Origin of the sequence: Umezawaea sp. NPDC059074 (assembly GCF_042738955.1) — a bacterium.
In the GTDB taxonomy this organism is placed as follows: domain Bacteria; phylum Actinomycetota; class Actinomycetes; order Mycobacteriales; family Pseudonocardiaceae; genus Umezawaea.
Genome location: NZ_JBHYHC010000191.1, coordinates 1 through 13,155 on the forward strand (window position 1 = coordinate 1; position 13,155 = coordinate 13,155).

The 13,155-nt window shown below is 71.8% G+C and carries 12 protein-coding genes; 8 read left to right on the forward strand and 4 right to left on the reverse strand.

Annotated elements, in window-relative coordinates; translation table 11 throughout:
* Positions 1 to 278 precede the first annotated feature (278 nt).
* The 3 genes from ACFWW9_RS42885 (at position 279) to ACFWW9_RS42895 (ending at position 3,206) form a co-directional block, all read left to right on the forward strand.
* Positions 279 to 1,712, forward strand: a complete 1,434-nt coding sequence (locus tag ACFWW9_RS42885) for an MFS transporter (protein ID WP_390388839.1) — start codon at positions 279 to 281, stop codon at positions 1,710 to 1,712.
* A 29-nt stretch (positions 1,713 to 1,741) separates the two neighbouring features.
* Complete coding sequence (locus ACFWW9_RS42890) at positions 1,742 to 2,788, forward strand: YbhN family protein (protein ID WP_390388840.1); 1,047 nt, start codon at positions 1,742 to 1,744, stop codon at positions 2,786 to 2,788.
* A gap of 76 nt (positions 2,789 to 2,864) precedes the next feature.
* Positions 2,865 to 3,206, forward strand: a complete 342-nt coding sequence (locus ACFWW9_RS42895) for a hypothetical protein (protein WP_390388842.1) — start codon at positions 2,865 to 2,867, stop codon at positions 3,204 to 3,206.
* Between the two features lie 7 nt (positions 3,207 to 3,213).
* Here the strand turns inward: ACFWW9_RS42895 and ACFWW9_RS42900 are convergent, their stop codons facing one another.
* Positions 3,214 to 4,374, reverse strand: coding sequence for a beta-ketoacyl synthase N-terminal-like domain-containing protein (locus ACFWW9_RS42900; protein WP_390388844.1), 1,161 nt, complete (start codon positions 4,372 to 4,374; stop codon positions 3,214 to 3,216).
* Between the two features lie 444 nt (positions 4,375 to 4,818).
* Between ACFWW9_RS42900 and ACFWW9_RS42905 the strand changes: the two genes are divergently transcribed.
* Positions 4,819 to 7,554, forward strand: coding sequence for an EAL domain-containing protein (locus ACFWW9_RS42905; RefSeq protein ID WP_390388846.1), 2,736 nt, complete (start codon positions 4,819 to 4,821; stop codon positions 7,552 to 7,554).
* Here the strand turns inward: ACFWW9_RS42905 and ACFWW9_RS42910 are convergent.
* A complete protein-coding gene (locus ACFWW9_RS42910) occupies positions 7,503 to 8,297 on the reverse strand; it encodes an alpha/beta fold hydrolase (protein WP_390388848.1) in 795 nt (264 codons plus the stop codon). The two genes, ACFWW9_RS42905 and ACFWW9_RS42910, sit on opposite strands and share 52 nt — an antisense overlap.
* Before the next feature lie 58 nt (positions 8,298 to 8,355).
* Between ACFWW9_RS42910 and ACFWW9_RS42915 the strand changes: the two genes are divergently transcribed.
* Positions 8,356 to 8,970, forward strand: coding sequence for a TetR/AcrR family transcriptional regulator (locus ACFWW9_RS42915; RefSeq protein ID WP_390388849.1), 615 nt, complete (start codon positions 8,356 to 8,358; stop codon positions 8,968 to 8,970).
* A gap of 3 nt (positions 8,971 to 8,973) precedes the next feature.
* On the opposite strand, the gene ACFWW9_RS42920 is transcribed toward ACFWW9_RS42915, so the two are convergent.
* Entirely contained in the window at positions 8,974 to 9,858 is an 885-nt protein-coding gene (locus ACFWW9_RS42920; protein WP_390388851.1) for an AraC family transcriptional regulator N-terminal domain-containing protein, read from the reverse strand.
* 135 nt (positions 9,859 to 9,993) lie between these two features.
* Here ACFWW9_RS42920 and ACFWW9_RS42925 point away from each other — a divergent pair, with 135 nt between their 5' ends.
* The 3 genes from ACFWW9_RS42925 to ACFWW9_RS42935 are packed head-to-tail and all read left to right on the forward strand — an operon-like array spanning position 9,994 to position 12,211.
* The gene (locus ACFWW9_RS42925; RefSeq protein WP_390388853.1) at positions 9,994 to 10,299 is read left to right on the forward strand and encodes a putative quinol monooxygenase; all 306 of its coding nucleotides are present in this window, start codon (positions 9,994 to 9,996) and stop codon (positions 10,297 to 10,299) included.
* Positions 10,300 to 10,319: 20 nt separating this feature from the next.
* Positions 10,320 to 11,273, forward strand: a complete 954-nt coding sequence (locus ACFWW9_RS42930; RefSeq protein ID WP_390388855.1) for an alpha/beta hydrolase — start codon at positions 10,320 to 10,322, stop codon at positions 11,271 to 11,273.
* A gap of 23 nt (positions 11,274 to 11,296) precedes the next feature.
* Complete coding sequence (locus ACFWW9_RS42935; protein ID WP_390388857.1) at positions 11,297 to 12,211, forward strand: phosphotransferase family protein; 915 nt, start codon at positions 11,297 to 11,299, stop codon at positions 12,209 to 12,211.
* Here ACFWW9_RS42935 and ACFWW9_RS42940 read toward each other — a convergent pair.
* Positions 12,195 to 12,752, reverse strand: coding sequence for a TetR/AcrR family transcriptional regulator (locus tag ACFWW9_RS42940; protein ID WP_390388859.1), 558 nt, complete (start codon positions 12,750 to 12,752; stop codon positions 12,195 to 12,197). The genes ACFWW9_RS42935 and ACFWW9_RS42940 overlap by 17 nt on opposite strands.
* Between the last annotated feature and the right edge of the window lie 403 nt (positions 12,753 to 13,155).

The following is a 13,155-nucleotide window of genomic DNA, read 5'->3' on the forward strand; positions in this document are numbered from 1 at the left end:
CGTCACGGGTGCTGGTCCCCTCCACGCCGCGCTCGGCCATCAGTTTGCGCGCCGCCGCCAGCAGCGCGGCGCGAGTGGCCGCCCCGTCGCGTCGCCGCGGCGGACCTCCGGTGTCCTTCACGAGCCTCCAGCCGATGTCCTCGTCCGACGACATGAGTCTAGAGCAGCGGATACGCCCTGTGACAGCGATCACCGGCGAGCAAGTAGTCGATCGTTGACTTGGCCGTCGCCGACAGCCTAGCGTCCAAGTCGTCAATTGATTACAAACGGAGGTCGTGGTGTCCGAAACCCTCACGCCGCCGCGGGCCACGACCCGGTCGGAGCCGCGCGCGGACTCGAAGCCGATGGCCGTGCTGCTCGTGCTGGCGCTGTCGACGTTCGCCGTCGTGGTGATGCAGAGCATGGTCATGCCGATCCTGTCCGGCCTGGCCGCGTCGCTGGACGTGACGCTCGCCGACGTGTCCTGGGTCGTGACGGTGAACATGCTGTCCGCCGCGGTGTTCACGCCGCTGCTGGGCTCGCTCGGCGACTCGGTGGGGCGCAAGCGGATCATCATGGTCACGCTGGCGCTGGTCACGCTCGGCTCGGTGCTGGTGGCCGTGTCCCACTCGATGGCGGTCGTGCTGCTGGGCCGCGCGCTCCAGGGCACGGGCTTCGCCGTGATGCCGCTGGCGATCGGCATCGTGCGGTCGCTGTTCCCGCCGGAGCGGGTGCCGTCGAGCCTGGCGCTGCTGAGCGCGCTGACCGGCATCGGCGCGGGCGCCGGCCTCTTGATCTCCGGGCTCCTGGTCAAGGCGGGCGTCTCCGCGCAGGGCATGTTCTGGATCTCCGGGGCCGTGACCGCGCTCGGCCTGGTCGGGACCGCCGTGTTCATCCGGCTGCCCGAGCGCGCACGGGCGTTCCGCGTCGACGTCCTCGGCCTGCTGACCCTCGGCGGCGGCCTGGTGTGCCTGGTGCTGGGCATCAACCGCGGCCCGAGCTGGGGCTGGGACTCCGGTCGCGTGCTGGGCCTGTTCGCGGGAGCGCTGGTCCTGCTGGCCGCGTGGGTGGTCGTGGAGCAGCGCGTGCGGCAGCCGCTGATCGACATCGGCATGATGCGCACGCCCGTCGTGCTCGGCACGAACATCACCGCCTTCCTCACCGGCGCGGGCATGTTCGGCGCGTTCGTGCTGGTCATCCAGTTCGTGCAGACGCCGAGCCGGTTCGGTTACGGCTTCGGCTCCGACGCGCTCGGCGCGGGCCTGACCCTGCTGCCGCTCACCGCGGGCACGCTCGTCGCCGCCGCCGCTGCCTCGCTCCTGATCAAGCGCATCGGCCCGAAGTGGCCGCTGCTCATCGGCACGGTCGTCGCCACCGCCACGTTCGGGTTCCTGCTGGGGTGGCACGACGCGCACTGGCACTTCTCCCTCGCCACCGGCCTCCTCGGTCTCGGCCTCGGCCTCGCCTTCGGCGCGATCCCGACCCTGCTCAACAGCGGCGTCTCCCCCGAGCAGACCAGCGTGGCCAACAGCGTGAACCAGACCCTGCGCTCGATCGGCGGTTCCATCGGCACGGCCATCGCCACCGCCGTCCTCGCGGCGGACACCGTGCCGGGCCTCCCCCTGCCCGAGCTCGACGCCTACAGCACGGCGTTCGCCGTCTGCGGCGGGATCTGCGTGCTGGCGGTCATCGCCGCCGCGCTGCTCCCGTACCGCCACCGCACACCCGCGTAATCCGACCACCTTCACCACCGGAGGCCCCCATGGCCGCACCTCTCGCCCCCTGCCGACGGCGGGGCGCGGACGCCGGGACCTCCGACGCACCCGCACCGACCGCCGACCCCGTTCCCCCACGACGGGGGCGGCGGTGGCTCCGGGTCGGGGTGGCCGTCGTCGCCGTCGGGGCGGTGGCGTGGTTCGCCCGCGAGGAGTTGCCCCCGTGGGCAGTGCTGGCCGAGGCGTTCCGGCGGGTCGACCTGCCGCTGCTGGGGGTGGCCGCGGTGGTGGAGGTGTTCTCGCTGTGGCTGTTCACCCGGCAGCAGCAGGTGCTGTTCGCGGGGTTCGGCGTGCGGGTGCCCGTGGGGTCGGCGGTCGCCATCACCTACAGCCGGTCGGCGATGTCGATGACGTTCCCTGCGGGGTCGTTCGTGTCGGCGGCGTTCGCCGTCGAGCAGTTCCGCCGGTTCGGCGCGAGCCGGTCCACGGCGGCGACCGTGATGGTGCTGTCCGGCGTCGTGTCGGTCGCCGGGCTGGGCGGGCTGTACCTGGTCGGCACGGCGGCGGCGTGGCTGTTCCCAGAGGCCTGGCAGGTCGTGGCGACGGTGGTCGGGGCGTTGGCCGTCGCGTCCGTCGTGGTGCGGTTCGCGCTGCACCGCCCGCTCCCCGCCCCCAAGGTCAAGGCCGTCCGGTCGGGCGGGCGGATCGCCGGGGTCGTGCGCGCCCGGCTGGCCGACGTGACGGCGCTGCCCGCGCGGTACTGGGCGGCCGGGATCGGGTTCGCCGCCGCGAACTGGGCCGCGGACCTGGCCTGCCTGCTCATCACCAGCACGGCGTTCGGCGTGGACCTGCCGCTGGTCCAGGTCGGGTTGGTCTACCTCGGCATCCAGCTCGTCCGGCAGGTGCCGATCAGCCCCGGCGGCATCGGCGTGATCGAGACCAGCCTCGTCGCGGGGCTGGTGCTGCTCGGCACCGGGGAGGCCACCGCGACCGCGGCGACCCTGGGCTACCGGATGCTGTCGTGCTGGATCATCGTGCCGATCGGCCTCGCCACCTGGTTCGCGCTGTCCCGACGGCCCGCCGCGGTGGCGTGAGAGTCGTTGGGGCACTTGCCTCTCACTTGATCGCGAGCGGAGGGTGGACCGGCTCCGCGCTGCTAGCGTCGACGGCATGCGGATCCCCGAGAACGTGGTGAACCGGGTCAACGGGTGCGTGCTCGAACTGCGGTCCTCACCGCGGTTCGGCGCCGCGGTCCGCCGTCACCTCACCGTCCTCACCTACACCGGCCGCCGGTCGGGCCGGGTGTTCAGCACCCCCGTCGGCTACCGGCGCGCGGGCGACGTCGTCACGATCGGCGTCCGACTCCCGGACGCCAAGTCGTGGTGGCGGAACTTCCTCGGCGAGGGCGGCCCGCTCTCGCTCGACCTGGACGGCGTCGACCGCGGCGGCCACGGCGTCGCCCGGCGCGACGAGCGCGGCCGGGTCACCGTCACCGTCCGCCTCGACCCCTGATCCCCGGTCACGCCGGGGGCGCGAGCACCACCACGGAGTTGTGGCCGCCCATGCCGAGCGAGGACTTCACCGTGATCCCGCCGTCGATCGGCGTGGGCCCGTTCAGCAGCCGGGGGTGTCCGGACGCGACGGTCCTCGGCGCGGGGACGAGCCCCCGGTCGTAGCCCAGCGCGGCCACGGCCACCTCGACCGCGGACGCCGCGCCCTGGCAGTGGCCGGTCAGCGGCTTCACCGAGTACACCTCGGTCGACTCCGGGAACAGGTGGTCGAGCACCGTCGCCTCGGCGAGGTCGCACTGGGCGGTGCCGGGCCCGTGGGCGTTGAGGTAGCGGACGGCGGAGGCGGGCACGCGGGCGTTGACCAGCGCGTCCTCGAAGCAGCTCGTGACGTGGGCGAGGCCGGGGTCGATGGAGGTCACGTGGTGGGCGTCGTGCGACATGGCGCCGCCGAGCGCGTACGCGTACGGCCGCTCCGACCGCCGGGACAGCACGAAGGACACCGAGGCCTCCCCCATGATGAAACCGCGGCTGCCCTGCTGGAACGGGCGGCACGCGTCCAGCGGCTCCGCGTCCACGACCGCGACGCCGAGCCGGACGAAGTGCGAGACGTTCTCCGGGGTGAGCGACAGGTCCGTCGCCACGAACACCACGTCGTCGACCAGTCCCGCGTCCAGCCAGGACTTCGCGGTGATCAGGCCCGCGTTGCCGGAGGCGCACATCGCGGAGACGCTCATCGCCGGGCCGTGGAAACCGTATTCCTGCATCAGCGACGACATCGGCGTGGACGGCATCAGGGCCAGGTACTCGCGGACCGACAGCGACCCGCCTCGGCTGGTGTAGAAGTCGCGCCACAGGTCCACTTCGCCCAGGACGACCGCGTGCAGCAGGCCGACCCGCCGTCCCGGCAGCCACCCCCGGTCCCCAGCGTCTCGAATGGCCTCCCGCGCGGAGGCGCGCATGGCGCGGGCGAACCGGCTCTGGCCGTCGGACGGGTCCCCGCCGTCCGGGACGCAGGCCGCCCACACGGCGTCTCCTGGTTTCTGCCCGAGCCCCGGCACCACCGTCGCCGCGGGCTCACCGCTCAACAGCCCGTCCCACAACGGTTCACGGCCCCACCCGTACCCGCTGACGACGCCGATCCCGCAAATCCCCACACCTCGCGCTGCCATTCCGCTCCCTCCCGACTCGAGGGCCGACACCGCCGTCACCCGAACCGCGGCGAGCGATACGCCGAACGGAGCAGAGCAGGCCGTGCGGACTCGTGCTGACCGGCGGCTCGCCAATGGCGTGCACCGCCCACGCCACCCGGATGCGCCGCAGCACACCGTTTTTCCGCCTCCGACACCCACTTATGGTAACGGTGCCGGCCCGCGCGTAGGCGGCGATCAGAGCACGTTCCGGGGGCCTCGGCCGCGCCCGGCGGACCTCGAATCCACTGTGGACTCGGAGGGGACTCGCCCGAGCGGGTGGCCGCGACGCCGCCCCGCGCCCCCGGCCGCCGCCGTCACCCGATATAACGACACACCGTGTGCCGGTCTTGAGTGGGCTTTGCGCTAACGATGTAGTAGTACTCCACGATGGTCGGACGGAACAACGGGCCTGGGAGCCGCTACGTGAAGGAACTCATGGGCGACGTCGGAGTGGACCATGAGTTGGTGGTCGGCTTGGCGTTGTCCGCCGGGAAGTCCGTGGTGTGGTGGTTCGACTTCGCCACCGACGCGGTCACCTGGATGCCGGGGCTCGACGACGTGCTCGCCGTCGCGGGCGCGCCCGAGCACGTGGTCAGGGCCCGACTGTCCGAACTGATCGCTCCGCTGACCGTCGCGGCGAAGGCCACCCCGGTGTGGCAGGACTTCGAACTGGAACAGCCCTGCGAGACCTCCTCCGGCGACGTCCGCTGGGTGCAGTTCCGGGCGCGGCTGTCCCCGGACCCGGACTCGCGGCGGCTGGTGGGCATCGCGACCGACGTGACCGCCCGGCACGAGCAGGAGCAGGCGCTCACCGACCTCGCCGACCGGTACCGGCTGCTCGTGGAGCTGTCGCCGGACGCGATCGTCGTGCACGAGGCGGGCCAGATCGTGTACGCGAACCCGGCGGCGCTCCGGTTCTCCCGCGTGGAGACGGCCGCCGAGCTGATGGGCCGCCCGATCGTCGACCTCGTCCACCCGGACTCGGTCGCGGAGATGCTGCACCGGATCGCCGAGTTAGGCGTGCCGGGTGCGGCGAGCGCCCCGGCGGAGGCCGTCCTCCTGCGCGGCGACGGCAGCACCCTGGACGTCGAGTCGGTGTCCGTGCGGACGACCTGGGAGGGACGTCCGGCGTTCCAGGTGATCATGCGGGACGTCACGGCCCAGAAGGCGGCCGCGGCCGCGCTGCACTACCAGGCCGCCCTGGTGGCCCACGTCAGCGACGCACTGGTCGCGACCACCGCGGACGGCGTGGTGACGAGCTGGAACCCCACCGCCGAGACCGTGTACGGCCATCCCGCGGGCGAGGCCATCGGGCAGCCGATCCAACGGGTGATCGACGCGGACCTCGACCCCGTGGCCATCCTGGCGGGCGGCGGTGTCCAGCAGGCCGTGCACCACCGGGCCGACGGCGGCACCCTCGCGGTCCGCGTGTCGGTGGCGCGGATGGACGACGGGTACGTGCTGATCTGCGCGGACGAGACCGCGCGCAGGCGGGCCGAGCAGCACTTCACCACGGTGGTGGCCGCGCTGGAGGAGGGCGTGATCGTGGTCGGCCCGACCGGGCTGGTCGAGTCGGCCAACCGCGCGGCCGAGCGCATCCTCGGGATCCGCGAGCAGGAGGTCATCGGCCTGCCGACGACGCTGGCCGAGCTGTACGACGAGACCGGGGGACGGCTGCCCGCGTCGAACTACCTGTCGACCCGCACCCGGCTCACCGGGGAGCCGCAGAACGGCAAGATCCTCAGCATGACCCGGCCGGACGGGGAGCGGATCTGGCTGTCGCTGAGCTGCCACGCCCTGGACGACGGCGGCGACGGGCCGTCGGCCGTGGTGGTGTCGTTCACCGACATCACCGAGCGCCGGATGATCGACGGGATGCTGGAGCACGAGGCGACGCACGACGCGCTGACCGGCCTGTTCAACCGGACGGTGATCATCGAGCGGCTCAGCCGGGCGGCGCGCGGCCACCGCGCGGGCCGGACCGCGCTGCTGTTCATCGACCTGGACAAGTTCAAGATCATCAACGACTCCCTCGGCCACGGCGCGGGCGACGAGGTGCTCCAGGTGCTGGGCGACCGGCTCAGCCGCGGCGTGCGCCGGGGTGACGTCGTCGGCAGGCTGGGCGGCGACGAGTTCGCGGTCATCGCCCACGGCACCGCGGGCCCGGAAGAGGCGGCGGCGCTGGTCGAGCACATCCGCGTCGAGCTGAACCGGCCGATCGCGGTCGACGGCCGAAACCTGCACGTGGACGCGAGCGTCGGCATCGTGATCGCCGACCCCGACGACCCCCGCGACGGCGCGGACCTGCTGCGCGACGCCGACCTGGCGATGTACGAGGCCAAGACGAAGGGCCGGGGGCGGCACGCGTTCTTCGACGTCGACCTGCGCGAACGCACCCAGCGGCGGCTGCGGCTCGAACAAGACCTGCGCGGGGCCCCGGAGAACGCCGAGCTGTGGCTGGCCTACCAGCCGATCGTGGACCTCCGCACCGGCCGCACCACGATGGTCGAGGGCCTGCTGCGGTGGACGCACCCGCGCTACGGCCTCATCTCCCCCGGCGAGTTCATCGGGCTCGCCGAGGAGAGCGACCTGATCAACATCGTCGGGGTCCACATGCTCCGCACCGCCACCAGGGGCATCGTCGACCTCCGGGCGCGGCACAACCCGGACCTCGAACTCACGGTGAACCTGTCGACGCGCCAGCTCGACGACCCCAACCTCGTGTCGACCGTGCGGGACGCGCTGGACCGGACCGGCCTGCCGCCGAGCGCGCTGTGCCTGGAGATCACCGAGAGCGCGCTGATGCGCGACCCGATCGTCGCCGCCCGCACGCTGTCGGCGCTGCGGGACCTCGGCGTCCGGCTCGCCATCGACGACTTCGGCACCGGCTACTCGTCACTGGCGCAGCTGTTGACGCTGCCCCTGGACCTGCTCAAGATCGACCAGTCGTTCACCGCGGGCCTCGGCAAGTCCGCCGACGCGGAGGCCATCGTCACCAGCATCATCGCGATGGCCCACGCCGTGGACCTGACCGTGGTCGCCGAGGGCGTCGAGCACGCGCTCCAGCTCGACATCCTGCGCCGCCTCGACTGCGACCAGGCGCAGGGCTACCACCTGGGCCGACCCGCCGCGGCCCCGGAGCTGGGCAAACTGTTCTGACCGTCCGAAGTGGACCGAACGGCGGGTGCTGACGCCCAGAACCCGGTCAGCACCCGCGCGATCCGGGCCGGGTCCTGGAGCATCCACCAGTGGCCCAGCCCGTGGAGCACCTCCACCCGCGCCCCGGCGGCGACGGCGGCCTCACGGCGGTGAGCGGCGGTGCCGACCAGGTGGTCGGCGGGCGCGAGGAGCGCCAGCCCCGGCCGCCGGGCCGCGGCGACCAGGTCGACGGGCGCGCCGGTGGAGCGGTAGTGGGCCAGGACGGCCCGGCCCGTGGCCTCGTCCTGGTCGGACGCGATCCGCTCGGCCACCTCGCGGGGCATCCCGCGGCCGACCATCGTCCGCACCCGGTCCGCCACGGGACCGCCGAACCGGCGGCGGACGTCCACCTCCCCCACACCGGGAGTCCGCCAGAGGCCGGCCAGGTAGTGCCCGGTGTGGTCGCGGTGGAACACGCCGACCGCGTCGCTGACCCAGCTGCGCAGCAGCTCGGGGTGGGTCGTCGCCACCCGGACGACGTGGCCGCCGCCCAGGTCGTGCCCGACGAGGTGGACGGGTTCGCCGAACGCCGCCAGTTCGGCCACCACCTGGCGCTCGCACTCGTCCACCGTGGCGGCGAACCGGGGCGGGGACAGGCACGTGACGTCGTCGCGGCCGAGTTCGGCGAGCAGCGGCCCCCAGATCGCGGCGGTCTCCGGGTGGCCGTGGAGGAGCACCACGGGGGCACGGCTCGTCTCGCTCATGCCGACAGGCTCACATACTTGTCAATCGTCACGCAAGTGTGTGTCGTAGACTGGCGGCATGGTCGTCGACGCACCCCGCCCGGCCCGGCGCACCCAGCGGGAACGCCGGGAGCGCACCGAGTCCGCGCTGGTCGCCGCCGCGGCGGAACTCGTGGTCGAGTCGGGTCTGCGGTCGCTGACCCTCGCCCGCGTCGGCGAGCGCGCCGGGTACAGCCGCGGGATCGTCAACCACCACTTCGGCTCGAAGCAGGCCTTGGTGGAGGCGCTGGCGCACGCCACGCAGAGCGGGTTCATCCCAGGACTCGACCAGTTCTCCCCCGGCCTGGAACGCCTGCTGGCCGTGATCGAGCGCTACACCGCGGCCCTCGGCGACATCGACGTGATCAGCCGGGCGTTCCTGCTGCTCTGGGCCGAGTCCGCCACGTCGGTGGACCTCGCCGACCTCTTCCGCGACCGCGACGAGGGCTTCCGCTCCAGGCTCCGCGCGGACGTCGAGGCGGGCGTGGCCGAGGGCTCGATCCGCGCCGACGTGCACCCCGGCGACGTGGCGGTCGCGATCATGGGGCAGCTGCGCGGCGTCGGCCTCCAACGCCTGCTGGACCCCGACGCCGTCGCCACCGAACGGCTGCGCCACGCCGTCGCCGACCAGTGGCGGCGCGCGCTGTCGGCGTGACGGCTAGACCGCCGGGGCGTCGCGCAGGCGCAGGGCGTCCTGGCTGGGCGGCGCGCCGAACTGGCGGCGGTACTCCCGGCTGAACTGCGACGGGCTGTCGTAGCCGACCCGGCGGCTGACCCCGGTCACGTCACGGGGGTCCACCGCGAGCTGGAGCCGGGCCTCCTGGAGCCGGATCTGCTTCTGGAACTGGATCGGGCTCATCGCCGTGACCGACTGGAAGTTCCGGTAGAACGCCGACGCGCTCATGCCCGACAGCCGCGCCACGTCCTCGACCCGGAACGCCGACGCGTAGTGCTCGCGAATCCACCGAACCGCCCGCGCGATGTGGGCCAGCCCGCTGTCCGCGAGCCCCAACTGCCGCACCGTCGCGCCTTGGGGCCCGGTGATCAGCCGCCACAGGATCTCCCGCTTGAGCAGCGGGGCCAGCACCGTCCGATCACGCGGGTGGTCGAGCAGGCGCACGAGCCTGGTCACCGCGTCCACCAACTCGGCGGGCGCGTCACCCACGGCCATTCCGGACGGCGTGCCCCCGCCCGGCGGCAGGTCACCGGGTGCCGCGTGCAGCAGCAGGTCCGCGACAGCGGCGGGCTCCAGCACCAGCCCGAACCCCACGGCGGGCCGCTCGGGATCGGCCTCGGTGAACCGCCCGGTGATCGGCAGGTCGACCGACGCGATGAGGTACTGCCCAGCGCCGTACTCGTACACGCGATCGCCCAACGCGATGTGCTTCGCGCCCTGCGCGATGAGCGCGAACACCGTGCCCGACATCGACGGCGAGGACGTCGTAGTGCGGTCCACCTTCGAGATCAGCACCCCGTCGATGGCGGTGGTCGCGTCCGGTCGCGCGTGCCGGGCCAGCAGGCCGCTCAGCTCATCAAGGTCCACGCACCGAGTGAACCAGTGTCCGATCCTCCTGACAAGGAGAGGATCAGGCAAATGACCGGGAGTTTGGTTCTACCGTTCCCGCAGGTGGCAACGGTTTACTTGGTCCATCGCACTCCCCCACCGCTGGAGAATCCCATGACCGTCACCCACGGCTTCCAGGCCACCATGACCGCCCACCTCGGCAAGGGCGACGACCTGGTCGCCCTCCTGCTCGCCGCCCCTTCCCTCCCGCACGAGGACTGCGTCGTCTTCCTGGTCAGCCGCTCGGCGAGCGACCCGGACGTCGTCCACGTGACCGAGGGCTGGACCACCCCGGAAGCCCACGCGGCCTTCTTCGCGACCACCCCCGCACAGGACCTGGTCGCCCGCCTCCAACTCCTGCTGGTCGGCGAGTCCACCTACACCGACGCCGTGCCCGTCGGCGGCAAAGCCTCGTTCTGACTCCCCGAAGGGACTCCACCATGCCCCGCCCCGATCTCGACCCCGAACTGCGCGCCCTGCTGGCCGACATGCCCCTCATGACCGAGATCCACCCCGAGATGCTCGCCCAGCTGCGCCAGTTCGCCGCCGCTCCCCTGGCTCCCTTGCTCCAAGGCCGCGCCGTCGACCACCACGACCTGACCATCCCCACCGCCGACGGCGCGCACATCCCGTTGTCCGTCTTCCGCCCCACCGGCTCCACCGCCCCGGCACCGTGCGTCTACTGGATCCACGGCGGCGGCATGATCATGGGCAACCGCTTCTCCCAACTCGACATCCCGCTCGAGTGGCTGGACGAGTTCGGCGCGGTGGTCGTCACCGTGGACCACCGCCTGGCCCCGGAAGCGACCGGCACGACCCTCGTGGACGACTGCTACCAAGGCCTGCTCTGGGTGGCCGAGCACGCGGAGGAACTGGGCGTCGACCCGTCGCGCGTGATCGTCGCCGGAGCCAGCGCGGGCGGCGGCTTGGCCGCGGGCACCGTCCTGATGGCCCGCGACCGCAACGGCCCCGCGATCGCCGCCCAGGTGCTGATCTGCCCCATGCTCGACCACCGCAACAACACCACGTCCAGCACCCAGTTCTCCGGCGAGCCCGCGGTCTGGACCCGTGAGATGAACGAGTTCGGCTGGCGCTCGGTCCTGGGCGACCGGACCGACGTCCCCGCCTACGTCTCCCCCGCCTTGGCCGACGACCTCTCCGGCTTGCCGACCACGTACATCGACGCGGGCTCCGCCGAGGTCTTCCGCGACGAGGACGTCGCCTACGCCACCGCGATCTGGGCAGCGGGCGGCCAGGCCGAACTCCACCTGTGGGCGGGCGGCTTCCACGGCTTCGACGCCCTCTACCCCCGAGCCGCCCTCTCCACGGCAGCCCGCACCACCCGCACGACCTGGCTGGCCCGCACCCTCGCGCAAACACCGGCGACAGGCTGACCCCGGCCCCCTATCCTGCCGCGGTGCCCAACGACAGCGTGATCCACAGCGTCCTCGACCGAGCGTGTCCCGACCTCACCGTCACCTCGATCCGCCCACTCGACGCCGGCTACACCAGCAAGCAGTGGATCGCCGAAACCGACCAGGGCACCCTGCTGGTCAAGGTCCCCCAACGCGACCGGAACCCCGACCACCTCCACAAACTCGTGGCCAGCACACGAGTAGCGGCCGACCACGGCATCCCGGTCGTGCGGCACCGCGAGGTGGTCGACCACGATCCCGACGTGAACGGCCCGGTCCTCATCCAGGACTTCCACGAGGGCGACACCGCGGCGGACGTGTGGGACACCCTGGACGAGGACACCCGCAAAACCCTGTGCCGCGACCTCGGGGACGTCATCGGTCGCGTGCACAGCATCAAGGGCACGACATTCGGCGACGCCAAGACCCTGGAGGAGTCGGTGGAGACCGAGGTGACCGACCTCCTCACCCGAACGGACGCCTTCCCCGACACCACCGCGCTCCACAACGCCATCACGGCGGCGGTGTCACGCCTGGACAGCACGGCCAGCGTGCCGACGATGGTCCACGGCGACCTGTGGCTGCCGAACTTCCTGGTGGCGAAGAACAGGATCACCTGCGTCCTCGACTTCGAACACGCCACCTACACGGACCGCTTCCGCGACTTCGGCAAACTCGACGAGCACATCTTCGACAAGTTCCCAGCAGGCCGCGCGGTGTTCCTGGACGCCTACGCCACCGCGTGCCCACTACCGGACGACTGGGAACACCGAGTGGACCTGGCCCACGTCCTCCACGCCCTGACGATGCACGTCTACTTCCGCACGTGGTCCCCCCAATGGGCACCGCAATACGCCCAGCAGGTCGAGAACTGGCTGGCACGGGGTCCACAAAGGACCCTCACCGCAACGGACTGATCCCCGCCACGGCCAACGCGAGCAACCGCTCAGCCTGCCCCAACGGATCAGCGTGGTGCTCGGTAGCGAGCGCGATCCCGGTCACCAACGCGATCAGGTCGGCGGTGGTCACCCCAGCGACCACCACCCCGTCCCGCACGGCACGCTCCAACAAGGGGTCGACGGAGTCGACGAGCTTGGCGGAACAAGCATGCACGTGCTCCTCCCCAACCTCGTCCAACGCAAGAGCAGCAGCCATCCCCCGAGCGGAAGCGGCATAAGCGGTCAACGCCTCCAACCACTCCACCAGAGCGGCCCGAGAATCCGCAACGGAGCTCAACCGCCGAGCACAAGCCCCCAACTCCTCGATCCGCTCCTGGAACACAGCGTCCAACAACGCCCGCCGAGTGGAAAAATGCCGCCGCACGGTAGCCGACCCGACCCCGGCGATCCGAGCGATCTGCTCCAGCGACGCGTCAGCACCGTGCAGGGCGACCTCCTGCACGGCAACAGCCAGGATGTGCGCGTAGTTACGCCGCGCATCAGCACGCTGACCAGGCACGACACCTCCACACCACAGCCATGACAGAGAAGCGGCGGACACCACCACTTACACCAGCATAACGCCAACAACGAAGTCCACTAAGGACAAAGGCTTGGTAACCCACAAGCAGGCCCAAGGCGATGTGGTGGCTCACCACGCAGGCACAGGGCCGGATGATCAACCACAAGCAGGCGCCGGGGCAACGCAGTGGCCCACCACCCCGGCACAGGGTCAGGTGATGACCTGGCTGGAGCCCAGGGCCGACCAACAACCACGCTGGGACTGGCAGCAGCCACCTGACAACCACGCTGGGACTGGCAGCCACAGGCCACGGAACGTGGCCGATTTGACATGGGGATTTCGGCCTTAAAATTGCAGTCGGGCGGGACTCTCTTTGGACCGCCTTTTGAGCCCGACAAAG